The 25,809-nt window shown below is 71.6% G+C and carries 20 protein-coding genes and 1 pseudogene; 15 read left to right on the top strand and 6 right to left on the bottom strand.

Going from position 1 to position 25,809, the window contains the following annotated elements; translation table 11 throughout:
* Nucleotides 1-75 precede the first annotated feature (75 nt).
* From ACIQMX_RS16205 to ACIQMX_RS16245, 9 genes are all read left to right on the top strand, one after another.
* A complete protein-coding gene (locus tag ACIQMX_RS16205; protein WP_363076194.1) occupies nt 76-1,335 on the top strand; it encodes an MBL fold metallo-hydrolase in 1,260 nt (419 codons plus the stop codon).
* A gap of 341 nt (nt 1,336-1,676) precedes the next feature.
* Nucleotides 1,677-2,705, top strand: coding sequence for a winged helix-turn-helix domain-containing protein (locus tag ACIQMX_RS16210; RefSeq protein ID WP_363076196.1), 1,029 nt, complete (start codon nt 1,677-1,679; stop codon nt 2,703-2,705).
* Between the two features lie 204 nt (nt 2,706-2,909).
* Complete coding sequence (locus ACIQMX_RS16215; RefSeq protein ID WP_363076198.1) at nt 2,910-3,623, top strand: C39 family peptidase; 714 nt, start codon at nt 2,910-2,912, stop codon at nt 3,621-3,623.
* Nucleotides 3,620-4,615: an alpha/beta hydrolase gene (locus ACIQMX_RS16220; RefSeq protein WP_402478427.1), complete on the top strand. Its 996-nt coding sequence runs from the start codon at nt 3,620-3,622 to the stop codon at nt 4,613-4,615. The genes ACIQMX_RS16215 and ACIQMX_RS16220 overlap by 4 nt, the downstream gene beginning before the upstream one ends.
* 411 nt (nt 4,616-5,026) lie before the next feature.
* Nucleotides 5,027-6,943, top strand: a complete 1,917-nt coding sequence (locus ACIQMX_RS16225; protein ID WP_402478430.1) for an ATP-binding protein — start codon at nt 5,027-5,029, stop codon at nt 6,941-6,943.
* A 7-nt stretch (nt 6,944-6,950) separates the two neighbouring features.
* Nucleotides 6,951-7,385 (top strand): roadblock/LC7 domain-containing protein, encoded by a 435-nt coding sequence (locus tag ACIQMX_RS16230; protein ID WP_363076204.1) that lies wholly within the window; start codon nt 6,951-6,953, stop codon nt 7,383-7,385.
* 2 nt (nt 7,386-7,387) lie between these two features.
* Nucleotides 7,388-7,759 carry a DUF742 domain-containing protein gene (locus tag ACIQMX_RS16235; RefSeq protein ID WP_363076206.1) on the top strand — a complete coding sequence of 124 codons (372 nt, stop codon included), beginning with the start codon at nt 7,388-7,390 and terminating at the stop codon, nt 7,757-7,759.
* A 208-nt stretch (nt 7,760-7,967) separates the two neighbouring features.
* Nucleotides 7,968-8,537: an ATP/GTP-binding protein gene (locus tag ACIQMX_RS16240; protein WP_363076298.1), complete on the top strand. Its 570-nt coding sequence runs from the start codon at nt 7,968-7,970 to the stop codon at nt 8,535-8,537.
* Complete coding sequence (locus tag ACIQMX_RS16245; protein WP_363076208.1) at nt 8,534-9,124, top strand: GAF domain-containing protein; 591 nt, start codon at nt 8,534-8,536, stop codon at nt 9,122-9,124. Before ACIQMX_RS16240 ends, ACIQMX_RS16245 begins: the two co-directional genes overlap by 4 nt.
* A gap of 22 nt (nt 9,125-9,146) precedes the next feature.
* Here ACIQMX_RS16245 and ACIQMX_RS16250 read toward each other — a convergent pair whose 3' ends face one another.
* The 5 genes from ACIQMX_RS16250 to ACIQMX_RS16270 all read right to left on the bottom strand — a co-directional run bounded on the left by ACIQMX_RS16250 (nt 9,147) and on the right by ACIQMX_RS16270 (nt 17,204).
* Nucleotides 9,147-11,084 (bottom strand): DUF2264 domain-containing protein, encoded by a 1,938-nt coding sequence (locus ACIQMX_RS16250; protein ID WP_402478435.1) that lies wholly within the window; start codon nt 11,082-11,084, stop codon nt 9,147-9,149.
* Between the two features lie 32 nt (nt 11,085-11,116).
* The gene (locus ACIQMX_RS16255; RefSeq protein ID WP_402478438.1) at nt 11,117-13,516 is read right to left on the bottom strand and encodes a polysaccharide lyase 8 family protein; all 2,400 of its coding nucleotides are present in this window, start codon (nt 13,514-13,516) and stop codon (nt 11,117-11,119) included.
* A gap of 23 nt (nt 13,517-13,539) precedes the next feature.
* Nucleotides 13,540-14,898, bottom strand: coding sequence for a M60 family metallopeptidase (locus tag ACIQMX_RS16260; protein ID WP_402478440.1), 1,359 nt, complete (start codon nt 14,896-14,898; stop codon nt 13,540-13,542).
* Nucleotides 14,899-15,057: 159 nt separating this feature from the next.
* The gene (locus ACIQMX_RS16265; RefSeq protein WP_363076300.1) at nt 15,058-16,152 is read right to left on the bottom strand and encodes a LacI family DNA-binding transcriptional regulator; all 1,095 of its coding nucleotides are present in this window, start codon (nt 16,150-16,152) and stop codon (nt 15,058-15,060) included.
* Between the two features lie 62 nt (nt 16,153-16,214).
* A complete protein-coding gene (locus ACIQMX_RS16270) occupies nt 16,215-17,204 on the bottom strand; it encodes a hydroxyacid dehydrogenase (RefSeq protein ID WP_363076216.1) in 990 nt (329 codons plus the stop codon).
* A 339-nt stretch (nt 17,205-17,543) separates the two neighbouring features.
* On the opposite strand from ACIQMX_RS16270, the gene ACIQMX_RS16275 reads away from it, so the two are divergent.
* The 5 genes from ACIQMX_RS16275 to ACIQMX_RS16295 all read left to right on the top strand — a co-directional run bounded on the left by ACIQMX_RS16275 (nt 17,544) and on the right by ACIQMX_RS16295 (nt 24,897).
* A complete protein-coding gene (locus ACIQMX_RS16275) occupies nt 17,544-18,566 on the top strand; it encodes an ABC transporter permease (RefSeq protein WP_402478443.1) in 1,023 nt (340 codons plus the stop codon).
* 82 nt (nt 18,567-18,648) lie between these two features.
* On the top strand, nt 18,649-19,509 hold the full coding sequence (locus ACIQMX_RS16280) for a carbohydrate ABC transporter permease (protein WP_363076302.1): 861 nt from the start codon (nt 18,649-18,651) through the stop codon (nt 19,507-19,509).
* Between the two features lie 56 nt (nt 19,510-19,565).
* Nucleotides 19,566-21,239, top strand: a complete 1,674-nt coding sequence (locus tag ACIQMX_RS16285) for an extracellular solute-binding protein (RefSeq protein WP_402478446.1) — start codon at nt 19,566-19,568, stop codon at nt 21,237-21,239.
* Complete coding sequence (locus tag ACIQMX_RS16290) at nt 21,236-22,702, top strand: M1 family metallopeptidase (RefSeq protein WP_402478448.1); 1,467 nt, start codon at nt 21,236-21,238, stop codon at nt 22,700-22,702. The genes ACIQMX_RS16285 and ACIQMX_RS16290 overlap by 4 nt, the downstream gene beginning before the upstream one ends.
* Nucleotides 22,699-24,897, top strand: coding sequence for a right-handed parallel beta-helix repeat-containing protein (locus tag ACIQMX_RS16295; RefSeq protein WP_402478451.1), 2,199 nt, complete (start codon nt 22,699-22,701; stop codon nt 24,895-24,897). Before ACIQMX_RS16290 ends, ACIQMX_RS16295 begins: the two co-directional genes overlap by 4 nt.
* 98 nt (nt 24,898-24,995) lie before the next feature.
* Here the strand turns inward: ACIQMX_RS16295 and ACIQMX_RS16300 are convergent, their stop codons facing one another.
* Nucleotides 24,996-25,607: a carbohydrate-binding protein gene (locus tag ACIQMX_RS16300; protein ID WP_402478454.1), complete on the bottom strand. Its 612-nt coding sequence runs from the start codon at nt 25,605-25,607 to the stop codon at nt 24,996-24,998.
* A 65-nt stretch (nt 25,608-25,672) separates the two neighbouring features.
* Here ACIQMX_RS16300 and ACIQMX_RS16305 point away from each other — a divergent pair.
* Nucleotides 25,673-25,809 (top strand): annotated as a pseudogene (locus ACIQMX_RS16305) (IS701 family transposase); the annotation flags it as partial.

Consider the following 25,809-nt stretch of genomic DNA (forward strand, 5'->3'; position numbering starts at 1 on the left):
CGTTGGGCGCTCTGCTCTCGCACAGTCGTCCCCCTTGTCCATAATGAGACGATACCGACTCCCTCAGGAGACCTTGTGACCGGCGCTGACTCCAAGCTTCCGCTCCGCACCAGACTGCGTGCGCTGCGTCCCGCAGCCTTCGGGGCCGACCCGGACGGCGCACGCATGGAGCGCATCCGTCGTTCCCCCAACTTCGCCGACGGGACCTTCCAGAACCCGGTGGGGGCGAGGATCAGGCCCTCCGGGTCTGCCGTGGAGTTCGCGAAGGTCTATTTCCGCAAGGAGGAGCGGGTCCTCAGGGCACCGACCGGAACCGTGCCCGTGCACGCCACGACGCTCGCCGACCTTGCCGAGCCGCCCGCCTCCGGCCTGCGGCTCACCTGGATGGGGCATTCCAGCGTGCTCGCCGAGATCGACGGACGACGCGTGCTCTTCGACCCGGTCTGGGGCGACCGCTGCTCACCCTTCGCCTTCGCCGGGCCCAAGCGGGTGCATCCCGCGCCGGTGCCGCTCGGCACTCTCGGCCCGGTCGACGTGGTGGTCATCTCGCACGACCACTACGACCACCTCGACCTGCCGACGATCCGCTCCCTCGCGGACACCGCCACCGTCTTCGCGGTGCCGCTCGGTGTGGGGGCGCACCTGGAGCGCTGGGGCGTCTCCCCGGACCGCATCCACGAGCTCGACTGGAACGAGTCCACGACCGTCGCCGGAATCAGCCTGACCGCCACTCCCGCCCGGCACTTCTGCGGCCGGGGCCTGCGCAACCAGCAGCACACCCTCTGGGCGTCCTGGGCCGTCGCGGGACCCGAACACCGGATCTACCACAGCGGCGACACCGGCTACTTCCCCGGATTCAGGGAGATCGGCGCCGAGCACGGACCCTTCGACGCGACCATGATCCAGATCGGCGCGTACAGCCAGTACTGGCCGAAGGACCGGACGGACAGCAGGCCGGAGCCCGGCGCCTGGCCGGACATCCACATGAGCCCCGACGAGGGCGTCCGGGCCCATCTCGACCTCCAGGGCGACGACCCGTCGGCGGGCGTCATGCTGCCGATCCACTGGGGTACGTTCAACCTCGCCCTCCACCCCTGGGCCGAACCCGCCGAATGGTCCATGCGTGCCACGCAGTTCGCCGGTGTGACGATGGCGGCCCCGCGACCGGGCCAGCCGTTCGAGCCCGCCGATACGCCGGCGGTCGAGCCCTGGTGGCGCGGTGTGGCCGCCGAACCGGCACCGGGCTGGGGAAACTGGCCCCCGGTGCACGTCCAGCTTCCCGGCGGGACCAAGGCAGCGGCCACCCCCGACCTCGACCGGGCTCCCCAGGCATGAGCCGGACGCACCGGCCGCCCCGCTGACCGCCTCCCCCGTGGTGGCGATGCGCGGGGACGGCCGGTGCGGTGGTGTCCGTACGCTGCGCGGGGGCCATGGCGCGGCCGGTGCGGTGGCGTCCGTGCGTCAGGGGAGGCGGTGGCCTCCGTACCTGAGAGGGCTGCGGGGCGGCCGCGTGGTGGTGTCCGTACCGGAGAGGGCCGCAGGCCGGCCGGTGTGACGGCGCCCGTACGAGGTGGGCGGGGGAGCGGGCCGGCCGGTGCCATGGGTCCGTACAGGGTGGGCGGTGGTCGAACGGCGGTACGCTGCGCCCGGAGGAGCTCACATCCGGGGGAGCGGCCATGCTGCGGGTGCACTTCACGTCCGAGGATCTGGCGAGGGTCAGGGTGGCCCCCGGGCCGGACTTCCTCTGGGAGATCAGCAACAGCGTCCAGACCCTTCAACGACGCGACGGCGAGAGGGTGTTCGGCGCATGGCGCCGCTGGGTCCGGCCGCGGCTCTCCGACACCCCCCGGCTGCTCTCCTCGCTGCTGCCCCCGCGTGGCTACTCGCCCGATTTCCTCACCCCCACGACCGGCGACCGTGCCACGCTGCAGGGCGCCCTCGACACCTTGATGAGCACCCCGCGGCCACGGCTGCGGAGCGATCTGACCCACTTGGCGGCCTCCTTCCACCTTCCGAGCTGGGTGGGGTCGCTGGCCGGAGGAGACACCGATACGCTCCGGCGGCTGGGCGGGGCGCTGGGTACCTACCAGCGTGAGGCCCTCGCTCCGTACTGGCAGCGCGTCCACGCCCACATCGACGCGGATCGCGCCGTCCGGCTGCACAGCCTGCTCGACGGGGGGACTGAGGGTCTGCTGACGGGGCTCGGACCGCAGTTCCGCTGGCGCGCGCCCGTCCTGGAAGTGGCGTATCCCGTCGATCAGCAACTGCGCCTGAGCGGACGCGGTCTCGTGCTCCAGCCTTCGTTCTTCTGCTGGCCGACGCCGATCACGCTGGCCGACGGGGATTTGCCACCCGTTCTCGTCTATCCCATCCACCATGCAGAGGACTGGGCCGGACCTGCCCCCGCCGGGTCCCGTTCCACCGACGGCACCGGGCCCCTGGGGCCGCTGCTCGGGCAGACCCGTGCGGGCATCCTGCGCGCCACCCGCAGCGGATGCTCCACCGTAGAGGCCGCCCGCCTCCTGGCCGTGACCCACCCCGCGGTCAGTCAGCACCTGAACGTGCTGCGGGCGGCCGGGCTGGTCGCCACGGTGCGCAAGGCCGGACGTTCCTTCCACATCGCGACCGCCGAGGGCCGGGCGCTGCTGGCCGCGGAGGAGCGGGCCGGCGGCTCGCCGGATCGCGACGCGAAGTCGGGGGCCTGAAGAGGGCAGGCGGGGGCGTGGAAACCGGTGGGCGGCGGCGTCGCGATATGACGGGCAATCAAACACCGGCGTAAGCCAGAACTTTCGCCGCTTGCGCCCGTCGTGCGACAACGGCGACGCTGAATCCCGCTGCCCCGCACAGCCGGGCACTTCCCGAATGCGTTTCTGCCCGCAAGGCCACCCCCACCCTCCTCAGGAGCCTTCATGCGCAAGAGACTTGTGTCCACCGCGATAGCCGTCGCCGCCGCCGGAGCCCTCCTCCAGCCCACACTGGCCCTGGCAACCCCCGTACCGCACCCCGCGTCCGTGTCCGTGCTCGCACACGGCTCGAAGGCCGGTACGGCCGTCGTCAGCGGACGGAACGAACCGGGCACGCGGCTGGAGGTCGCCGCCGGCCGTACGCAGAGCGCCCACTGGCTGCAGATCGACTACCAGGTCCAGGAGACCGGCTACTGGTGCGGTCCGGCGGCGACCCGCATCGCGCTCTCGGCCCGGATGGCGCCGCCCAGTCAGGGTGACCTGGCCTGGCAGCTCGGGACCACCCAGAACGGCACCGATCACATCGGCCAGGTCACGAACGTGCTCAACTCGAACCTCGGCGGCGGCTGGTACGAGACCAAGGAGATGCCGAACGACCCGCCCACGCAGGCCCAGCGGGACCTGCTCTGGTACGACATCGTCTTCGACATCGACCGCAACTACCCGCTGGTGGCCAACATCGTGGCTCCGCCCGGCAACCAGCCGCCCGGCTACCCGTCGGACCAGACGATCTACCACTACTTCACCGTCTTCGGGTACGACGAGGTGGACCGCACGGTTCTCATCGCCGACCCCGCGTCCTTCAGCGGCAACCAGATCTACTGGATCTCCTTCGACCAGCTCGCGACGCTGATCCCGCCGAAGGGCTACTCCGCATGAGCGCCCACGAGTACCGTCCCACGCGCAGAAGCGTCATCAGGGCCGCCGGCGGCCTCTCCGCCGCCATGGCGCTGGGCGCCGGGGGCGTCCTCGCCACGGCAACGTCCGCCAGTGCCGCGGGCGACGGCTTCGGACTGCGCATCGTGGACCGCGCCGAGGGCGACCCCCGCATGCGCTACTACCGCTTCGCGACCGACGCGGTCGGCTGGGACCCGGCGGTCAACGTCCTGCTCCCCGACGGCTACCACACCGCCGGCCGCCGCTACCCCGTGCTCTACCTGCTGCACGGGGGCGGCACGGACCAGGACTTCATCACGTTCGACCGCGCGGGCATCCGGGCATGGACGGCGGGCAGGCCGGTCATCGTCGTGATGCCCGACGGCGGACACGCGGGCTGGTACTCCAACCCCGTCAGCTCCAACGCCGGTCCCCGGAACTGGGAGACGTTCCACATCGCCCAGCTGCTGCCCTGGATCGACGCCAACTTCCGTACGTACGCCGAGTACGACGGCCGCGCCGTGGCCGGGTTCTCGATGGGCGGCTTCGGCGCCCTGAAGTACGCGGCCAAGTACTACGGCCACTTCGCCTCGGTGAGCGCCCACTCCGGTCCCGCCAGCCTGCGCCGTGACGCGGGCCTCGTGGGCCACTGGGCCAACGCCTCCTCGGCCGCCGTGGAACTGGCCGGCGGCACGGTCTACGGCGTTCCGCTGTGGGACGAGGCCCGGGTCAGCGCCGACAATCCGGTCGAGCGGATCGAGAGCTACCGGAACAAGCGGGTCTTCCTGGTCGCGGGCACCAGCCCCGACCCGGTGAACTGGTTCGACCAGGTCAACGAGAACCAGGTGCTTGCCGGACAGCGGGAGTTCCGCGCGCTCCTCGGCGCCGCCGGCATCCCGCACGAGTGGCACGAGGAGCCCGGCGGGCACGTCTTCCGCGACTACATGTTCCGGCGCGACCTCGACGGGATCATCGCCAGACTCCGGAAGGCGTAGCGACCCCGCGCGCTCCGTACGGCTCAGCGCCCTCCCGTACAGCGCGAGGCGTCGCGTCCTCGGACACCCGGCAAGCCCCCTCGGCTGCGATCGAGGGGGCTTGCCGCGTCCCCGGACGAGCGCGGCGGGAGGGCTTCTCCGCGCCGCGCCACCGCCGATCAGGTGTCGGCCCACCGGGAATTCGCCCGGCGGAATCGGTCGCTCGTGCGAGAGGTCATACCAGAGCGGGACGGATGGCGGGCAAGTTCCACAACTGCCCGTCGCGCCCTCGCACCTGGCGACTACCGTGTGTGCCCGGTGATCAACGGTGGGCTCATATTCTCCGGGCCTGCCCGGCCGATGACCCGAGAATGACCGACCACCGTAGGTGCCACCACATGAACGCCGGGGCCCCACGTACCGAGGACGCTGATGTCTCAACTTCGCGCACCCGACGCGCGACCGGAACGACGAGAGGGCGGGCGGCACGGCCGACCGGGTCCCCGATCCCACTCGGCCGCGGCCAGGCCGCGTGCTGCCCGGCCGTCTCCCGAGGCGCGCATACGCCCTCAACTCCTGCGCACCGCGGTGCTGCCGGCGGTTGCCGTCGCGCTGGCGGGCACCGCGGCCGTCATCTTCACCGCCCGCTCCGGCGGCGTCCGCCCGTCCAGGGAGCTCTGGACGGCGCTCGGCGCCGCGGGCACGCTGGCGGCCGCCGCGATGGTCGCTGCCTTCCTGGCCGCCAACCGGGTCGCCACCACCGTCCTCGGACGCTGCCTGGCCCTGCGCCGGGCCAGCGTCCAGGGCCAGGCCGATCTGCAACGGGTGGTGGAGCAGCTCCGGAACGGCGAACCCGTGCCCGCGCGGCGCTCCCCGCAGCCCGTCGCACCCGGCAGCGACCCCTTCGAGCTGCTCGCGCAGGAGCTCGGCCGCCAGCAGGAGGGAGCCGTGGCCGCCGCCGTCCAGGCCTCCCGGCTGTCCCGCCCGGTCGAACACACCGGTGAGGACCAGAAGGTCGAGGTCTTCGTCAATCTCGCCCGCCGGCTGCAGTCGCTCGTGCACCGCGAGATCCAGCTGCTCGACGAGCTGGAGCACCAGGTCGAGGACCCCGATCTGCTCAAGGGCCTCTTCCACGTCGACCACCTGGCCACACGCATCCGCCGGCACGCCGAGAACCTCGCCGTCCTCGGCGGCGCCGTCTCCCGGCGGCAGTGGAGCAACCCGGTCACCATGACCGAGGTGCTGCGCTCGGCGATCGCCGAGGTCGAGCAGTACCCGCGCGTCAAACTCGTGCCGCCGATCGGCGGCACGCTCCGCGGGCACGCCGTCGCCGACGTGATCCACCTGCTGGCCGAACTCGTGGAGAACGCCACCGTGTTCTCCGCCCCGCAGACCCAGGTCCTGCTCCGCGCCCAGCGCGTCACCGCGGGCCTCGCCCTGGAGGTGGAGGACCGGGGTCTCGGCATGCCGGGCGACGAGCAGAAGCGGATGAACGCCCTGCTGGCCGACCCCGACCAGGTCAACGTCGCCCGCCTGCTCCAGGACGGCCGGATCGGCCTGTTCGTGGTGGCGTCGCTGGCCCGCAGGCACGGCATCGCCGTACGTCTCCAGAGCAACATCTACGGCGGCACCCAGGCCGTCCTCGTCCTCCCGCAGTCCCTGCTCGGTGCCGACGAGGACGAGCACGCCGAGGCCGCCGGCGCACCCGCCCCACCCCTCGGCCCCGTCCACCGCCCACCGCCCCCGGAGGACTCCACCGCACGCCTCACCCCCGCCCCCGAACCGCAGCGGCGCCCCTACGTACCGCAGCAGCAGCAACTGCGGCTGCATCAGGCACCGCAGCAGACGCCGCGTCAGGGCGAGGGCCCTCCGCTCCCGCTGCGGGCTGAGCGCCTCGACCGGCCCGCCCCCGCCGACACACCCTCCGTCCTGCGCACCACGGACGAGGCGATCCCCGCCCTGCCGCCGGAGACCGGAGTCGTGCGCGGCACCATGGGCCGGCCCCAGCTCCCCAGGCGGGCCAACCAGGAACACCTGGTCCCGCAGCTCAGGGAGGCGCCCGCGCCGCGCTCCGAGGAGGAGCCCACCCTGCACGACCCGGGGCTGGTGGCGGCCTTCCGGCGCGGGATCGACCTCGCCGAGGCACGTCAGGAGTCCGAGGCGGATCCCGCACCGGACGCCGACTCGGCCGCGGACCCGCGGACCGGCCGGGCAGGCCCGGCGCCGGTCAGGGCACCGCTGGAGCCGCTTCCGGTCCGCGGCGCCGTCCCCGTGGAACTGCTCAGGGCCGGCTCGTACCCCAGCGACCAAGACCCACTCGAAGCGAACGCGAACACGACCAAGGAGTAGATGCACCATGGCGACCGATATGCCGTCCGGTCAGGTCTCGGACCTCGACTGGCTGCTGAGCGGGCTGGTCCAGCGCGTGCCGTACACGCGCAGCGCGGTCCTGCTCTCCGCCGACGGGCTGGTGAAATCCCTCCACGGCATGGACTCCGACAGCGCCGACCACATGGCCGCGCTGGCCGCAGGCCTGTACTCGCTCGGCCGCAGTGCCGGGGCCCGGTTCGGGGACAACGGGGAGGTCCGCCAAGTCGTGGTGGAGCTCGACTCGACGCTCCTCTTCGTCGCCACCGCCGGCTCCGGCACCTGTCTGGCGGTGCTCGCCGGGCGGAACGCCGACGCCGCCGTTCTCGGCTACGAGATGACGATGCTGGTCAAGAGCGTCCGGCCGTATCTGATGACGCCGACGAGACAAGCCGCCGGGGTGCCGGGCGCCTCGGGACTATGACCATGCCGGCCACGCAGGACGGGCCGTTGCTCGACGATGCGGCAGGCCGCCTCATCCGCCCCTACACCGTGAGCAACGGGCGCACCCGTCCCACGACCGTGCTCGATCTGCTCTCCCTGGTGATGGCCACCGGGACCGTTCCGCAGACCCACCTGGGACCCGAGCACTCCGTGGCGCTCGGGCTGTGCGGCGGTCCCACCTCGGTGGCCGAGATCGCCGCACATCTGCGGCTGCCCGCCGTCGTCACCAAGGTCCTGCTCTCGGACCTGGTCGACTGCGGCGCGGTCACCGCACACCCGCCGGCCTTCTACGACATGCCCACCGACCGATCCCTGCTGGAGGCAGTGCTCGATGGCTTACGACGACAGCTCTGACGGTTTCGACGGCTCCGCCCCGTACGCGGGGACCGCGAGCCCCGGACACGTCGGCTACGCGGACGCCCCGGGCGGCGGGTACGCGGCTCCGCCGGGCCACACCGGGTACGACCACGGCACCGGCGCGTCCGGCTACGAGGACGGCACCGGCGCGTCGCGCTACGAGGAGGCCCCCGGCAGCCCCGAGGGCTTCCCCGTCGCGCTCAAGGTGCTGGTGGCGGGAGGTTTCGGCGTCGGCAAGACGACGTTCGTCGGCGCGGTCAGCGAGATCGCGCCACTGAGCACGGAGGAGCTGCTGACCCAGATCAGCGCGGCGACGGACAGCCTCGAAGGCATCGAGTCCAAGACCTCCACCACCGTGGCGATGGACTTCGGACGCATCACGCTGGACGAGCAGCATGTGCTCTATCTGTTCGGGACCCCGGGGCAGGAGCGCTTCTGGTTCATGTGGGACGAACTCTCCCAGGGCGCGCTCGGAGCGGTCGTGATCGCCGACACCCGGAGACTGGAGGAGTGCTTCGCCGCCGTCGACTTCTTCGAACGGCGCGGGATCGGCTTCATCGTCGCGGTCAACGAGTTCGACGGTGCTTTCCGCTACGGCCCCGAGGAGGTACGGGCGGCCCTCGATCTCGCGCCGGCCGTTCCGGTCGTCCTCTGCGACGCCCGCATCGCGAGTTCGGGCACCGGCGCGCTGGTCACGCTGGTCCAGCACCTCATCAACGCCTCCGCCGAACCCGCCCCGCTGACCGGCCACGGGAGCTTCGGAGCCCATCCGTGACGACCCCGCACGCCCTGGGACGGCTGCTGCTGACGCCCGTCGACAAGGATGCCGACGTGCGGACGCAGCGGCTGCGCAGCCTCGGCCTGGGGGAGCGGTCCGATGCCTCGTTCGACAACTTCGACGCCTTCGCCGACCGGGTGGCCGAAGTGGCCGAGGTGCCGTACTCGATGGTCAACTTCATCGACGGCAACCGCCAGTTCCATGCCGGACTGCACACCCCGGCGGGTACCTGGAAGGGCTCCGACCTGGGGGCAGCGGCGGCGGGCAGCGGCCGCGGGGAGCGCTATGTGGCGCTCGACCACGGCTTCTGCCCGCATGTCGTCGTCCGGCGCAAGGCACTCGTCCTGGAGGACGTGTGCGACTACCCGCGGTTCGCCGGGAATCCGGTCATCGACGACATAGGCGTCCGCTCCTACCTGGGAGCGCCGCTCATCGACCGTACGGGCATCGCCCTGGGGGCCGTCTGCGCCGTCGACATCGTGCCCCGCCCGTGGGGACGGGCCGGGCTCGACACGATCAAGTCCCTGGCGCAGGAGCTGGTCGGCCACATCCACCAGCGGGAGGAGAACATCTTCGGCATCTGAGCCCCGGACCGGGGCCGTGCCGTCAGGCCTCCACCGTGCGGCCGTCCAGGAACGTGAGCACCACCGCGTCCCCGTCCACCCGCACCCGCACGGCCGTGCGCAACGCCTCGGGATGGATGCTGTCGCGGGACAGCACGACGAGCGAGACATGCACGCTCCGGCCGCCCGCATGCGGTGCGCTGCGCAGATACGGCACCGCCGAGTGCGGGCCGAACGCATTGGACTCGACATCGCGTGCCACGGCGGCGCCGCCCACGCCTCCGTCCCACCCGTGCAGCGCGACCAGCGCGCTGCACAGCCCGTCGGCCGTGCGCGCGAGCGCCCAGTCGGGCGCCGACGAGGCGAACGGGCTCTGCGCGTGCGCGACCGCGTGGCCGCCCTCGCGGACCACCGCTCCCTCGGGCGCCTCGACCCGGTGCACCCGGATCTCCCACGGGCCGTGCAGCACACTCGTCGTCTCGATGCGGTACGCGCGCTCGTCACCGGGCAGCCGCGCCGCCGACCAGGAGGAGGCGAGACGGTCCTCGCAGCGCAGCGGATGGATCCGGCGCCGCCGCGACGGAGTGCCGTCCGGGGCGAGCAGCGCCAGATGGCCGTCGATATCGCGGACCAGGGCGTGCGGAGCGGACTCCGGAGCCGTCGCCGTGGAGTACGCGAGCTTCGCATAGTGCGGATCGTCCTCGCCCGCCCCCCGGTCCGGGTCCCCCGCGGCTTCGGCGGCCGTGGGATCCGGCACGGGCGGGTTGTGGTCGCTGCCGTGGTTGACGAGGCGGACGATTCCGTCGTGCCGGGTGCCGTGCAGCAGCCAGCCGGGAGCGGGAAGCGCGGTGTACGTGTCGGACTCCTCGACGGGCAGAGGGAGTTCGCGCGCGGTCCACACCTCGTGGTCGGGAGGAAGGAGCAGGCCGAGGAAGCCCTTGCTCGCCCAGTAGGGCGAAGCGGGGCCGGAGTAGGGCTGGGTGGACGGCAGGAAGGTGTCGTACCAGCCGAGGGTCAGCAGCCCCCGCTCGTCCGGCACCCCGCGCTCGGCGAAATGCCGCAGTGCGCCGGAGGCCAGGCGGCGGGTCAGGCCGGGGGCGAGCGGCGTGCAGTCGGCCAGCGCGCCCATCCACACGGGAGCGAGCGAGGCGAACCGGTAGGAGAGGGATCGGCCCTGGTGGACCGGGGCCCCGTCGGCGCCGAAGAAGTGCGGGTAGTCCTCCAGGAACCGGTGCAGGCGCTGCCGGTGGACGGCGCTCCGGCCACCGTCGCCGCCGGGGCCGGCGATCCGTGCCCACAGGAGCGGGTACAGATGCATGACCCAGCCGATGTAGTAGTCGAAGTTGCGGCCGTCCCCGTCCGTGTACCAGCCGTCGCCGACGTACCAGTCCTCGATCCTGTCCAGCCCCTCCTCGATGTCCGAGGCGCTGTACGGGGCACCCACCGAGGCGAGGAACTGCTCGGAGACCACTTGGAAGAGGCGCCAGTTGTTGTCCCAGGTGCGGCCGCCGACGAAACCGGAGAACCAGTCGACGACCCGCTCCTGAACCTTCGCGTCCAGCCGGTCCCAGATCCACGGCCTGGTCTCGTGCAGCGCGACCGCGACGGACGCGGCCTCCACCATCTGCTGCGAACAGTCCGTCAGCCGTGGCCACGCCTCCCCGCTCGCGGTGTCCGTGCCCGCCGCGAGACCCGCCGCGTACCGCTCGGTCAGGGCAGGGTCGACCGCCCCGCCCGCGCCGGCGATCCGGCACGCGGCGAGCAGGAACGACCGGGCGAACCCCTCCAGCCCGTCGGACACGACCCCGGACCAGCTGCCGCGGCCCGGCAGCCGGTACTGGGCGAACCCCGGGGTCGCGTACGGCGTCAGGGCCTCCAGCATCCGGTCGGCGGCCGCCTCCCAGTGCGCCCGGGTCCAGCCGGTACGTGAGGACAGGACCCGGTCGGTAGGCGGCAGGTGAAGGTGCGGGGCGACGGACATGGTGGTGCTGCTCCCAGGAATCGGTGGAGTGGTTACCGGACGAGTTCGGCGCGGTGGGTGTGGCCCCGTGAACCGCCGACGGCGACGGTGAGGACCGCACGGGCCCCCGGGGTGACGGTCACGGTGTCGTCGGCCGCGGCCACCGACCGGACGCGGAAGGGGAGTTCGACCGAGGCCACGTCCTCGGTACGGCCCGGGTCGGCGACCGCGACGGACACCTGGGCGCCCCGTCGCCGTACGAGAAGCGTCACCGGGCCGGACGCGCTGATCCCGGCCACCGAACCGGCGCCCCAGAAGTGCACGGCGGTCAGCCCCAGCCTGCGGTCCTCCACGGCCTGCGCGGTAGTGTCGTTCGCCACGATCCGTACCGGCCGCGAACGCGACCACACCGCGGTGGCCGCCGCCGACGCGCCGGGCAGCAGCACATAGGCGTAGCCCGCGTCGGTGGGGGAGATCCCGTGGTCCAGCCACATCGTGGCGTAGCGACGTGTCACGGGGTCGGCACTTCCCCCGGTGTCCGCACCGGTGTTGATCGCCCGCCAGGTACCGCTGCGCTCCTCGCGCAGGACGTTCAGCGCGGTCGCGCCGGGGAAGACGTAGCCGCCGGTACCGTCGAGATGCGCCCACTGCGCGCGGGAGACGGCCGCGCCTGTACCCCGCTCCACCCCGTCCACCAGCAGCCGGTCGCGGCCGTCCGTGCCGAGGTTGCGGTTCTCCACGACGGTCTCGACCCGCCGGCCGTCGCTCGCCGTGATGCCGGCTCCCAGCGCGACCACCGCGTTGTCGAGGAGGAACCACGACTTCCTGGCCCGCAGGGTGCTGCCCTCGGCGCCCACCACCTCCATCGCGGCGGCCGTGTGCCGGCCGTCCAGCACCGCACCGCCCGCGACGGCGTTCGCCGGGCGGTAGGTGGAGGTCCCGCCGTCCGTTCCGAGGTCGGCGCGCTCGCGGGAATCGACCGTGGTGCCGGGGAGACGGTACGGATCGACGGTCGGCCAGAAGCCGTCGTTGAACTGACCGAGGTCGTCACCGTCGTACAGGTACGTCATTGCGTCGCCGGTGTACCAGCCGTGGAGGTTCTCCCCGTTGCCCGCCTCGTACGCGGCGATGCGCCTGGAGGAGAGCGACAGAGCGAACGCCCAGCCGGGGCGGCGGTGCACCACCCGGTCCATGTCGGCGAAGACGAAACTGCCCGTCGTACGGGCTCCGGACGGGACCGCCGGATCGTCCAGTACGGCTTTGGCCAGGGCCAGTTGGGGGAGCGTGGCCAGGGAGGCGAACGGGGTTGCGCGATTGCGGGTCAGCCAGCCCTTGGCCAGCGCCCGCCACCGGTCCGCCCGGTCCGCCGGAGCGCCCGATGCCAGGAGCAGGATCGCCGCGACGGCCGCCGCGCCGTCCCGGTGGTCGCCCGCGCGTTCCCGTGACACGGCGCGCCCGCGCACCGCGTCCATCATCAGTCCGTCGAAGATCACCGGGGCGAAGCTCCGCTCCACGGCGTCGTACATCACTGAGACCTGCGGGTCGGTGACGGCCCAGGGAGATCCGGCGAGGAGGGTCAGCAGGCAGGCGGCGCCGCCGAGCAGCACGGTGCCGTACGAGCCGGTGTACGCGACCGCATCATGCTGGACGAAAGAGCCGTCCTCGTAGAACCCGTCCCCCGAACTCGTGTACCTGAAAAGGCTGTTGCGTCCGGAGTCGCGTACGTCGGAGAGCGCGTCGCGGGCGGACGCCAGCTTGCCGGCGTCCTTGCCGAGCAGTCCGCGCAGCGCGACGATCACGGCCTTGTCGGTGCGGTTGGCGCCGGTCTCGGACAGGGTGGGGGAGTTGGTGCGGCGGTCGGCGTCCGGACAGAAGCGGTCGACGACCGCGAGATAGTCCGCGAGGTCGGCGGCCGGCAGCCGCCCGCGCAGCAGGACACAGGTGTCCATCAGCGCGCGCGGCGCGCCGATCTCCCAGAACCACCAGTTGCCGCTCTCCCGGGCCGCCGGATGGTAGGCGGTGTCGTAGGTGAACCGCAGCGCGGACAGCAGGGCGTCCGCCGTCTCCGCGCTGCGGTTCAGCGAGGTGCCGGGAGTGGCCCACGCGGTGGCGAGCGCGCGCAGCCGGGTGTAGCTCTGCCCGAAGTTCCCCGGTGCGGTCAGGGGTGCGAGATCGCTCCACAGCGCGGTGCGGTCCGCGGTGCGGTCCAGGCTGTCCCAGAGTCCCTTCGCCGTGCTGTCCAGGGCGGCGACACCGGCGGCGAAGTCGGGGTCCGACGGGTCGAACCCGCCCCCGGTCAGCAAGGTCTCGGCGCGGTCCAGCAGGCCGTCGACATCCTCTTCGGCGCTCCACGCCGCGCGTTCCGGCTCCGCGGCCCGGGACGGGCCCGCGGTCAGGACTCCGGACACCGTGGCTCCGCCGGCGGCCAGAAGGGTCCTTCTGCTCCACTGCATGGTCACTCCTTCGCCGTGCCGGGTCAGTCGGTGAGGGTGCTCGGGTCGACGGGCGGCTGCGGCAGGCCCAGTGCCGCCAGTTCGGCCTTGCCGACGGCGTCGATCGGGAACGCCCAGGTGTTCACGAAGAAGCCGGTGAGGTCGTAGCCCGCGACGCGGCTGGAGTAAGTGGCCAGTGCGCGGTACCGCTTGGCGTTCTCCGTGTAGTCCGACTGCGGGTTCTCCTCGCGCACCAGCCGGTGCAGCCGGGGCCAGAAGTCCTCCCCGAAGGCGAGCTCCAGCTGGCGCAGCGGTACGAGTTTCTCGTACGCGCCGAAGGACTTCTCGTACGTCAGTCCGGCCGTGCCGAACTTCGCCCGCGAGGTCTGGAAGGCGGTGAGGCCGGTCACCGGGTCGGCGGTCAGCAGGTTGGACGGCCGGCCGAGGGTGCGCTGGGCGGCCAGCGAGTAGATGTTCACGGTGACCTCGGTGAGCCCGCCCGGCTTGTACGCCATCTGCTGGTGCAGGTGGCCGAGTTCGTGGTAGAGCCCCCAGCCGCGCGTGCGCAGTCCCTCCACCGTGGTGGCCCGGTCGAGATAGGCCCGCGGGAATCCGTTGTAGCCGTGCGTGGCGTAGGCCCCGACGCCCGTGGGCACCTTGCTGACCTCGGTGAAGTGGTACGGCCCCGCCTTGCGCCGGTGCACCGGCTTCGAACCGTCCAGCCCGCTGATCCGGGCATGCGAGTCGATGATCGTCTCGACCAGCCGGAGCAGCGCGGCATGGTCCTCGTCCCGGTACAGCAGCGCGCCCTCGCGGGTCAGCGTCATGAGGGTGTTCGGGCCGTGCAGCTCCACCCACGGCGAGGCGGTCAGGGTGTCGAGCTGGTGCTGGTACGCGGCCTCCGTGGTGCTCCCCAGGGTGAAGACCGGCATGGGTACGGTGCCGGAGCGGAACAGCACGTCCGCCCGTTCGCCCTGTCCGGTGAGCGTCAGATAGACGGGGCCGCCGTACGGGTCGGTCACGGTGTTGGCGCCCGCGGTGAGCGGGTGGCTGCGCGGCTCGGTGACCTCCCCGTAGTAGTCCCAGGCGCCGATCCAGAGCGTGGGCAGCAGGCCGTCGTGCGGCCGGACCGTCAGCGAGAGCGGGACGCCGGCGGGGACGTACAGACCGGTGGGCTGGAACTCCGAGCCCCGCAGGGCCTGTGCCAGCCGCAGCCGCTCGGCCTCGGCGGCCGGACGGGCGGTGACGGCCAGGCACACCGGCCGGACGGCGGGGCGAGGGGGCGCGGCCTGCGCGGAGGCGGCGCCGGCGCCGAGTGCGGCCACCGTCCCCGCACCCGCGGCGAGCACGGCACGCCGGCCGATGGAGGAGGAAACCGGGCTGGAGGAGCTGAACTTACGCATGCGGAACTCTCCCTGCAGAAACGAATGAGGGGCGGAAGCGTGCGGAGCGGGGGTGGGGCGTGTCGCCAGCATGTAAGCGGTTGCTGTCGAGTCGCAAGGGGAGTCGCGAAGTTACTGTGATTTTCTATGGCCGACTGTGGACAGGGGGGTAGTAACCGGTCACATACGGCTGGACCTGCCGGCTCGGGGCGCGACGGAATCGCGTACCACGATGTGCGTGCCGAGCCGCAGGACGCCCGTCGTGGGCTCGCGCCAGTCGTCCTCGTCCCCTCCCGAGACGGCGAGCCGCACGGCCTGGCGGCCCATCTCCTCCAGCGGTACGTGGACGGTGGTCAGCCGGGGGCGCAGTTCCTGGGCGACGGGAATGTCGTCGTACCCCACCAGGGAGATGTCCTTGGGCACGCGCAGGCCCGCCTCCTCCAGCGCCTGGGCGGCACCAGCGGCGACCACGTCGTTGGCCGCGAAGACGGCGGTGAACTCAGGTCCGTCCCGCAGGAGTTCGGCCATCCGCCGATAGCCGAAGCTGCGGCTGAAGGCGCCGGGCTGGGCCAGGTCGGGATCCATCGGGATCCCGCGGAGTTCCAGGGCCCGCCGGTGGCCGGCCAGCCGGTCACGGGTGGTGGAGAGCTTGGGCGGGCCGCCGAGGTAGAGGATCCGCTCGTGGCCCTGCATCAGCAGATGGTCGGTGATGGCGAAGGCGCCGCCCTCGTTGTCGTACTCGACCGCGGCGGTGGGCGCCTCCTCGCCCAGGGGCGGCCGCCCGCAGAGCACCAGCTTGGAGCCGCCCGCGTCCAGCTCGCGGGCCCGGCGGGCCAGTTCGGAGGTGTAGCCGCGGTCGGCGATCGAACCGCCGACCACCACCACCGCGTCCGCCCGGCGCTCGTGCATGAGGTCGATGAAGGCCAGCTCGCGCTGGGGGTCGCCCTGGGTGCAGCACACCAGGCAGAGCCGTCCGCCGAGTGCCGCCTCCCGCTCCACACCGCGGGCGATGTAGGCGTAGAAGGGGTCGATGACCTCGTTGACGATGATGCCGACGGTGCGGTTGGAGACCCCGGCCAGGGCGCGGGCGTGCGCGTTGACCACGTAGCCGAGCTCGCGCATGGCCGACTCGACCCGGTCCCGGGTGGCCTCCGCGACAGGGTAGTTGCGGTTCAGGACGCGGGAGACGGTGGCCGTCGAGACGCCTGCGCGCCGTGCGACGTCGGTGACCGTGGCCCGCCGCTGTCCGTCCGCGGCCGTGCTCTGCCGGCGCATCCGGCTCACCCCCTGGTGGCTGTTGTGTGACGCCGAGCCTAGAGCCTGCCGGGGCACGGTGCTCATGCGATCCTTCCCAGGTCGGCCCGGTACACCGGATGGGCGAAGGGTTCCCCCCGCGCGTACCGGGTCAGCTCGTCGACGGCGAGCGCCCCCAGCCGGCCCACCTCGTTGCCCTGGGCGCCCGCGAGATGCGGGGTCAGGAAGACGTTGGGCAGGTCCCACAGCGGATGTCCGGAGGGCAGGGGCTCGGGTGCCGTGACGTCCAGGACCGCGTCGAGCCGCCCGCTGACCAGATGGCCGGTCAGTGCCTCGGTGTCCACCAGGGAGCCGCGTGCGGTGTTGACGAGCAGGGTGCCGGGCCGCATCAGGCCGATCCGGCGCGCGTCGATGATTCCCCGCGTCCGGGGAGTGTCCGGGGCGTGGACGCTCACCACGTCACTGGTGGCCACGAGGGTGTCCAGGTCCGTGCGGGTCACGCCGAGGAGTTCGGCCTCGGCTGCGCCCACGTACGGGTCGTACAGCAGCACCTCCGCGTCCAGGACCACCCGCAGCAGCTCGATCACCCGGCGTCCGATCCGGGACGCGCCCACGACCCCGACGGTCAGTCCGTGGGTGCCGAGCCAGTGCTGCCGGTCGAGGTCGGCGCCGGTGCGGTGGGTGCGGCGGGTGCGGTAGAGCCCCGCCAGCGGGAACACCCGCTTCGCGCCCATGATGATCGCCGCCAGGGTGTACTCCGCCACCGGGACCGCGTTGGCCGCGGCGGCGGAGGAGACGGCGATCCCGCGGTCGAAGGCGGCCGGTGACAGAAACGTTTTCACCGTGCCGGCCGCATGGATCACCGCCCGCAGCCGCGGCGCCCGCTCCAGCAGGCCGGCGCCCACCGGCGGGCACCCCCAGCCGGTGAGCAGGACTTCGGCCGAGGCCAGCGCCCGCATCGCGTCGGGAGAGTCGAACTCGCTGATCAGGGATGGATCGAGGAGTTCCGCGGTCTCCTCCAGGCGGGCCCGGACAGAGGGTGGGAAGACGTCGTCCAGCAGCCCGGGGCTCATGACCAGGACCGTGCGCGGGCGCCTCTCGGGCGGGGCCGCAGCATCGGTACCGGACCGAGCCGGCGCCTCTTCGGTGGTTCGCACCCTGCCTCCGGACAGTAATCGCGTTCTATGGAATGACCGGCACGCTAGGGAGCGTGATGGGTGACCGTCAAGCGCTCCAGCCTCTCAACTGTCACATTTGCTGCGATATCTTGGCTTTCGGTAGCTGGATTTCCTGGCGGAGAGCGTCCCGAAACAAAGACGTTCGCCCGGATCTCTTGACGCTTGGGTTAACCGCTTACTAACTTGCGGCCGCAGAAGGCTCACCACGCGCCACCCAGCCGAACAGGACGCACCATGGCTGACACAGCACCCCCGCTGCCGCGGGAAAAGCGGCGAAAGCGGCGGAAGCAGGTCGAAGAACCCGCCCCGCCGGCCGACCGGGCCCTCGTCGCCCCACACCGGCTGACGCTCGGACAGCGGATCAAGCGCGACCGGGTGATGCTGCTGCTCACCCTGCCCGGCCTGCTCTACTTCGTCGTCTTCCACTACGTCCCGCTCCTCGGGTACGTGGTGGCGTTCCAGGACTACCAGCCGTACCTCGGATACATGCACAGCGTCTGGGTGGGCTTCGCCAACTTCTCCGCCGCGTTCGCCGAACCGGCTTTCTGGAGCGCGACGTTCAACACGCTGGAGATCGCCCTCGTCCAGCTGGTGTTCTTCTTCCCGGTGCCCATCGCGCTGGCGCTGCTCCTCAACAGCATCGCCAGCGACCGGATCAGGCGGTTCGTCCAGAGCGTCGTCTATCTCCCGCACTTCATCGGCTGGGTCATCATCGTCTCGATCTTCCAGCAGATCCTGGGCGGCGCCGGCCTGCTGCCGGACGTCCTCGGCGGCATGGGGCTGCCGCGCTACGACATGATGAGCGACCCCGACGCGTTCCCCTGGCTGCTGACCCTCCAGGTGGCCTGGAAGGACGCCGGCTGGGGCACGATCATCATCCTCGCCGCACTGCTCAACATCGACCGGCAGCAGTACGAGGCCGCCGCCATCGACGGCGCGGGCCCCCGGCGCCGCCTGTGGCACGTGACGCTGCCCGGCATCGCCCCCGTGCTCATCCTGCTGCTGATCCTCAACCTCGGGCAGATCCTCTCCGTCGGCTTCGAGCAGATCCTGCTCCAGCGGGACGCGGTCGGACCGGACGCCGGTGAGGTCCTCGACACCTACGTCTACTACCACGGCATCAAGGACAACGACTGGGGCGTCGCCGCCGCCGTCGGACTCGTCAAGGCGGTCATCGGCACCGCACTCGTGCTGGGCGCGAACAAGTTCGCCCACCGGCTCGGCCACGAAGGGGTGTACCGCGGTGCTGACCGCTGAGAAGACGCGCGCCGGGACGCGGAGCACCGTACCGGCTCCCCGCCCCGTCCCCGTACCCAAGTCCGACGGCCGGCCGCCGTGGATGGAGCGCCCGACCCGGATGGGCCAGACCGCCAAGGCGGTCGCCGTCGTGGTGGTCGTCCTGGCCGTCGCCTACCCGCTGGCCGGAGTCATCGGCACGAGCTTCGCCTCGCAGACCGACATCATCAAGAGCTCCGGTCTCGTCCTGTGGCCGGACCACCCCACCCTGGACGCCTACCGCACGATCTTCACCGGAGGCGTCGTCACCCGGGCGCTGCTCGTCTCGGTAGGCATCACGGTGTTCGGCACCCTCGCCAGCCTGCTCGTCACCGTGGGAATGGCGTACGGGCTCTCCCGCCGCGAGGTCACCGGATCCCGCTTCATCCTGATGACCGCCCTGTTCACCATGCTGTTCAACGCGGGCATCATCCCGAACTTCCTGCTGGTCAAGGGACTCGGCCTGTACGACACCTACGCGGCGCTCGTCATGCCCACCCTGGTCAGCGCCTTCAACCTGGTCGTCCTGCGGTCCTTCTTCATGAACCTGCCGGAGGAGCTGTACGACGCGGCGAAGGTCGACGGCGCGGGTGACTTCCGCATCCTGGTGCGGATCGTCCTGCCGCTGTCCAAGGCCGTCCTCGCCGTGATCAGCCTCTTCTACGCCGTGACGTACTGGAACGCCTTCTTCAACTCGCTCCTGTACCTCAACGACACCGACAAGTGGCCGCTGCCGATGGTCCTGCGTACCTACGTCCTCCAGGGCCAGAGCCTGAACGCCGCGTCCGCCGGCGAGGTGCTCGCCCCGCAGCAGGCCGTCCAGATGGCGGTCCTCGTGATCGCCGTCGTCCCGATCCTCTGCGTCTACCCGTTCCTCCAGCGCTACTTCACCAAGGGCGTGCTCACAGGCGCCGTCAAGGGCTGAGCGCAGCCACCGCCCCCCACTCCTTCCTCCCCTCTCCCACTTCCAAGGAGATTCAGGTGTCGAGCTCCACCCCCATCAATCGCAGAGCACTGTTCCGCATGGGCGCGGGCGTCGGTCTGGGACTGGCCGCCGCCCCGCTGCTCGCCGCGTGCGGCGACGGCGGCACCACCGCCAAGGCGGAGGCCAAGAGCGCCTCGCTGCTTCCGGACACCGCGGTCCGCAACATCGGTCTGAAGCCCGGCCTGGCCGGCACCGCGGCCGGTGTCCCGCAGGGCTTCTTCAGCTACCCCGCCCAGCCGCTGAGGGCCACGAAGGGTACGCCGCTCAAGGGCGCGAAGCCGATCAGCGCGACCATGGAGACCTTCTCCCCGCCGCCGCCCTCCCGGGGCAGGAACGCCGCCTGGCAGGAGATCGAGAAGCTCCTCGGCGGCGAGGTGAACATCACCGCCGTGCCCGCCGACGACTACGGCACCAAGTTCTCCACGATGGTCGCCAGCGACAGCCTCCCCGATCTCTTCATGTACCCCGAGGTCGGCGGCGTCGACAACAAGTCCGGGTTCCTGCAGGCCACGTGCGCCGACCTGACCCCGTACCTCGCCGGCGACAAGGTCAAGGACTACCCGAACCTCGCCGCGATCCCGAAGGGTGCCTGGCAGGCCGCCATCTTCGGCGGGAAGCTCTACGGCATTCCGATCGCGCGCACCGGCACCGGCGGTGCCGGCTTCTACCGGCACGACCTGTTCGAGGAGATCGGCATCACGAGCCTCGACCAGATCACCGGTCTCGACCGGTTCGTCGAGGCGTGCAAGGAGCTGACCCGGCCCAAGAAGGACCAGTACGCGATCATCGCGGGCGCCACCAACGTCCTCGCCATGTCGGCCGGCGCACCGTACTCCTGGCGGCTGGACGCCACGACCGGGAAGTTCACCAGCGACCTGGAGACGCCGGAGTTCCGCGAGGCGGTGGAGACCGCGCGGTCGCTCTACAAGGCAGGCTGCTTCTACCCGGGCACCCTCCAGATGTCCGGGGCGCAGAAGGCCCAGTACACGGACATGTTCAAGAACGGCAAGGGTGCGTACGTCTACGACGGAATGCCCACCTATCTGGCACCCGGCGTCGGCTACATCGCCGCCATGAAGGCGATCGACAAGAAGTACGACCCGAGGCCCTTCGTTCCCTTCGGCTCCGCGCCCGTCGCCTGGATGGACAACGTCAAGCTGGAGAACACGCACGTCAAGAAGGCGTCCGAGGACCGCGTGAAGCAGGTTCTCGCCCTGGCCGACTTCGCCGCCTCGCCGTTCGGCAGCCAGGAGTACACCCTCATCAACTACGGGGTCGAGGGCAAGGACTTCACCCGCGACGCCAAGGGCAATCCCGCGCTCACCAAGCAGGGCACCCAGGACGTCACCGTGCCCTGGAAGTTCATGGCCTCCGCCGTTCCCGCGATCTTCAGCGCCGACTCGGAGCAGGGCGTGCGCCACGTGCACGACGCCTTCACCAAGATGATCCCGATGATGGAGCCGGACCCGACGCTCCAGTACTCCTCGCCCACCTGGGACTCCAAGGGCTACGGCAGCCTCTACACGTTCAAGCTGGACGGGCTCAAGGACATCATCGCCGGCCGCAAGCCCATGTCCGCCTACGACCAGCTCGTCAAGGACTACCTGGCCAAGGGCGGCGAGCAGGCCCGCGGCGAGTTCGAGGAAGCCTTCCAGAAGGGCAAGAAGTGACGACACGACGTTCGGTCCTCGCGCTCGGCGGAGCCGCGGTCGCCGCGGCCGTCACCGTTCCCGCGCTCGGCTCGCCCGCCTCGGCGAGGACGCGCGGATTCGACCCGGAGCCCGGCTCCGACGGCGTGGGCGACCCGCTCTTCCCCACGCTCGGCAACGGCGGCTACCAGGTCGTCCACTACGACCTGACCTTCGACTTCACCCCGGTGACGTACGACTTCACCGCGACCGTGAAGATCAACGCCAGGGCCACCCAGGACCTCTCCGCCTTCAACCTGGACACCGACGGCCACACCATCGACTCCGTCACCGTCGCCGGCCGCCCCGCCACCTGGGCGATCGCTCCCGGCAGCAGCGGCCAGGAGCTGACCCTCACGCCCGCCCGCCCGCTCCACGACGGACAGGCGTTCACCACCGAGATCCGCTACCGGGGCAACGGCAAGGCGCCCCGGCTCGGGCTCACCGGCTGGAAGTTCGGCACCGACGGAGGGTTCGCCTCGGCCGCCCAGTCCTCGCGCGCCGACACGTTCCTGCCGTGCAACGACACCCCGTCCGACAAGGCGACCTGGACCTTCCACATCAGCGCCCCCGAGGGCTTCGTCGCCACCGCCAACGGCGAGCTGACCCACCGGACCCCGCGCGCCGACGGCTCCACGGTCTGGCACTTCGCCCTGCGCGAGCGCATGGCGACCGAACTCATCGGGATCGCCGTCGTCAAGGGCACCTATCTGTACGGCAGCAGCCACCGCGGCCTGCCCCTGCGGCACATCGTCCCGCAGGGCCAGGAGGACAAGTACGGCCCGATCGTGGCCCGCACCGCCGACCATCTCGCCTGGCTGGAGGCGAAGTTCGGCCGCTACCCGTTCTCCGTCTACGGCGTCCACATCTACGACGGCTACACCGACGCCCTCGAGAACCAGACCCTCTCCCTCTTCTCCACCAACTGGTTCAAGCTCAACGCCAACGGTCAGCCCGGCTACGAGACGACCATGGTTCACGAGCTCGTCCACCAGTGGTTCGGCGACTCCGTCACCCCGAACGACTGGCAGCAGGCCTGGCTGAACGAGGGCCCCGCCGTGTACTACGCGGGCCTGTACGGCGAGGAGCGCGGCTGGTCCGTGTTCGCCGACAAGATGAAGTCGACGTACGAGAAGCTCGACGCGGTCCGCGCCGCCGACGGCCCGCCCGGACTGCCCAAGGCGCTCGGCGGCACGAACATCTACGACGGCGGCGCACTCGTCCTGTACGCCCTGAGCCTGAGGATCGGCCGGCCGTCGTTCGACAGGGTGATGCGCGAGTGGGTGAAGCGCTTCAAGGACTCCACGTACACCAGCGAGGCCTTCATCCGGCACGCCGTCCGCGTCACCGGCGACCGCTCCGTCGACCCGTTCCTGCGTGACTGGCTCTTCGGAGCCGTCAATCCGCCCATGCCCGGCCACCCCGACTGGAAGGCCACTGCGTGAACCGCTCCATGAACGTCGTACGAGGAACCGCCGCTGCCGCCACCGCCGCCGTCCTGACCGCGCTCCTCGCGGCCCCCGCCGCCCAGGCCGCACCCGGTACCCGCACCCTGTACGCGGCCCCGGACGGCCGCGGCGACTCCTGCACCGTCGCCCGCCCCTGTACCCCGGAAGGGGCCCGCGATCTGGCCCGCGCGGTGACCGGGCACGACGTACGCGTCCTCCTCAAGGACGGTACGTACCGGCTGGACGAACCCCTGAAGCTCGGCGCCGTCGACTCCGGCGTCACCTGGGCCGCTGCCCCCGGCGCGCGCCCCGTCCTCTCCGGCGGACAGGACATCACCGGCTGGCGGCAGAACGCCGACGGCACCTGGAGCGCCGACGTCCCGGCAGGTGTCACCCCGCGCCAGCTCTTCGTCGACGGCAGGCGCGCGACCCGCGCCCGCGGCGAGGCCTGCGCCGCCGCCACGTGCGACGCGACCAAGGCCGGCATGACCGGTGCCACCGCCGTCGGAATCGACCGGTGGCAGCGGCCCACCGACGCGGAGGCCGTCATCCGCGTCCGCTGGCGCAACTACCACTGCCGGATCGCGGCCGTCAGCGGCGACACCATGACGTTCGCCCAGCCCTGCTGGACCAACTCGGCGAGCGGCACCGACCGCACCGGGCCCGCCTGGGACTCCACCACGGTCGACTCGACCCGGTACAGCGGTGTCGCCTTCTTCGAGAACGCGCTCGAACTCCTGGACCAGCCTGGCGAGTTCGTCTGGAACTCCGCGGGCCGCACGGTCACCTACCTGCCGCGCAAGGGCGAGAACATGCGCCACGCGCAGGCCGTCACTCCGCACACGGAGCAGTTGCTCGTCGTCGACGGCGCCCACGACCTCACCGTCAACGGGATCGGCTTCGCGTACGCGGCGTACCGGCAGCCCGGCACCGACGAGGGCTATGCGGGCATGCAGGCCGGTCTCACCCTGACCGGCGCCACCGGCCCCGTCGACCACGCGGGCCGCTTCTACACCAAGCCGGCTGCCGCGGTCACCGTCCGCGGCGGCCGGGGGGTGAGCATCGACCGCACCCGGTTCAGCCATCTCGGCGGGGCCGGCACGATCCTGGAGGCCGGCACGAAGGACAGCTCCGTGACCCGCTCCTCCTTCACCGATCTGTCCTCGGGCGCGGTGTACGTCGGCGACACGGAGCCGATGCCCGGGGCCGGACTCGCCGGCGAGCGCAACACGGTCGCGTACAACACCATCAGCCGCAGCGGCGTGGAGTACACCGACTCGGTGGGCATCTGGGCCGGCTACGAGGCCGGACTGACCGTCGACCACAACACCCTGGAGCATCTCCCGTACTCCGGGATCTCCGTCGGCTGGGGCTGGAACCAGACCGAGGCCCAGAAGTCCGTGCTGCGTGACAACAGGGTGACGGACAACCGCATCACCGACGTCATGGAGGTGGCACACGAGCAGCACGACGGCGGCGCGATCTACACCCAGGGGGCCCAGCCCGGCACCGTCCTGAGCGGCAACTACATCAACCGCTCCGCCTACGGCAACACCGAGCGCGACGGCAACGGCATCTACCTCGACGAGCAGTCCTCGTACATCACCGTCGAGAAGAACGTCATCACCCGCGTCGGCTACAAGTGGGTCTCCAACTGGGCGGATTACGGGATCGAGAACACGGCCCGCCACAACTGGACCGACACCGCCGCACCCGCGCTCGGCGGCACGGGCTCCGTCATGACGGACAACCTCACCGGTCTGGACCGGCTGCCCGCCGAAGCACTCGCCGTCGCCGCGCACGCGGGCTCCCGCGGCGGCCCGGTCGAGCAGCTGCGCACGGACCTCGCACGCACCGGCACGGCGACCCAGTCCTCCACCGACGCGACGGCGACGGCGGACCTGGCTCTGGACGCCGACACCAACACGGACACCCGCACGCTCGTGGAAGCGGGTGCCTGGTGGCAGGTGGACCTCGGTGGCGTCCGGCACATCCGTCAGGTCGAGGTCTGGAACAACTCCGCCTCCACCACGGGCGACTTCGACATCGTGACGGACGACGGCACCGTCCACGTCAGCGGCAAGGCGCTCCGCCCCACCGTGATCGACCTGGACAGCCGGACCCGCACGCTGAAGATCGTGACCACCGGCACGGGCCGGGTGGCCCTCTCGCAGGTACTCATCCATTCCTGACGCCCGCACCGCACACGGACGCGGGACCGGCCGTCGGGGCCGGTCCCGCGTCCGGCGCTGTCCGGCGTCGGCCCCGGAGGGCGCTCACGCCTCGCGTGTCAGGGGAACTCCCGGCCGCTCGCCGACCCGTGCGCGCCGGCGGCCTGTCCGACCCCGGCCGCCGGGCCGTCGAAGCGGAACCAGTCGACGGCGAACAGGTCGGCCGTCCCCGCTCGCCAGGCCGGATTGACGAACACGGCGAACAGCCGTACCCCGCCGGCGGCCCCCGTCAGACGGGCCGTAGGCGAAGCGGGGCGGTCCCACCCGCCGGTGCACGGGACGGTGAGGCTTCCCAGCAGCGGCCCGGCCGGCGATCCGGCCCGGAATTCGACCGTGCCGCCGATGCCGCCCGAGGCGGCGCGGACCGTCACCGAGTCGACGCCTTCCGGCGGCGCCGCGCCGAGGCCGATCCAGTCACCGTCCTCGATCTCCGTGATCCGCCTCCCGCCGGAGTCGCCGGCCCGGTTCGCCGTGACCGCGCCGCCGTGTGTTCCGCCGGTCGCCGTGAACCACTCCGCCTCGCGGAAGGAGGGCTGCGGCCAGGTGACCGGAACGAAGGCCGGTGTCCGGGAGGAGGCGGCGTGCGCCGGCGGAGGAGACGCCGCCAGAAGGAAGGTGAGCAGCGGGCAGAGGGCGAGTGCGGCGAGCGGAACCAGGTCGCGCGGGGGCAACAGGCTTCCTAGTACTGCAACGGCGTTTGGTGTGACTGGTGGCCAGGGCAGTCGTTGATCCGAATATGGGTGGGGAACTCGGTGAGGTCAGGGCGTGGGCAGCGGGTCTGGGCGAGTTGCATGAGCGGTTCGTGCACCGATTCGCTCGGTCGGAGCCGCGGGAGTCGGCGCTGGCTTACATGCAGGGGCTGATCGCTCCGTT

It is taken from the genome of Streptomyces sp. NPDC091416 (assembly GCF_044756845.1).
Classification (GTDB): domain Bacteria; phylum Actinomycetota; class Actinomycetes; order Streptomycetales; family Streptomycetaceae; genus Streptomyces.

Bases quoted from the DNA above. Each gene is read 5' to 3' on its own strand.
- ACIQMX_RS16210 (WP_363076196.1), top strand. From the start codon at position 1,677: ATGCTGCGGGTGCACTTCACGTCCGAGGATCTGGCGAGGGTCAGGGTG.
- ACIQMX_RS16215 (WP_363076198.1), top strand. From the start codon at position 2,910: ATGCGCAAGAGACTTGTGTCCACCGCGATAGCCGTCGCCGCCGCCGGA.
- ACIQMX_RS16220 (WP_402478427.1), top strand. From the start codon at position 3,620: ATGAGCGCCCACGAGTACCGTCCCACGCGCAGAAGCGTCATCAGGGCC.
- ACIQMX_RS16225 (WP_402478430.1), top strand. From the start codon at position 5,027: ATGTCTCAACTTCGCGCACCCGACGCGCGACCGGAACGACGAGAGGGC.
- ACIQMX_RS16230 (WP_363076204.1), top strand. From the start codon at position 6,951: ATGGCGACCGATATGCCGTCCGGTCAGGTCTCGGACCTCGACTGGCTG.
- ACIQMX_RS16235 (WP_363076206.1), top strand. From the start codon at position 7,388: ATGCCGGCCACGCAGGACGGGCCGTTGCTCGACGATGCGGCAGGCCGC.
- ACIQMX_RS16250 (WP_402478435.1), bottom strand. From the start codon at position 11,084: ATGTCCGTCGCCCCGCACCTTCACCTGCCGCCTACCGACCGGGTCCTG.
- ACIQMX_RS16255 (WP_402478438.1), bottom strand. From the start codon at position 13,516: ATGCAGTGGAGCAGAAGGACCCTTCTGGCCGCCGGCGGAGCCACGGTG.
- ACIQMX_RS16260 (WP_402478440.1), bottom strand. From the start codon at position 14,898: ATGCGTAAGTTCAGCTCCTCCAGCCCGGTTTCCTCCTCCATCGGCCGG.
- ACIQMX_RS16265 (WP_363076300.1), bottom strand. From the start codon at position 16,152: ATGCGCCGGCAGAGCACGGCCGCGGACGGACAGCGGCGGGCCACGGTC.
- ACIQMX_RS16270 (WP_363076216.1), bottom strand. From the start codon at position 17,204: ATGAGCCCCGGGCTGCTGGACGACGTCTTCCCACCCTCTGTCCGGGCC.
- ACIQMX_RS16275 (WP_402478443.1), top strand. From the start codon at position 17,544: ATGGCTGACACAGCACCCCCGCTGCCGCGGGAAAAGCGGCGAAAGCGG.
- ACIQMX_RS16280 (WP_363076302.1), top strand. From the start codon at position 18,649: ATGGAGCGCCCGACCCGGATGGGCCAGACCGCCAAGGCGGTCGCCGTC.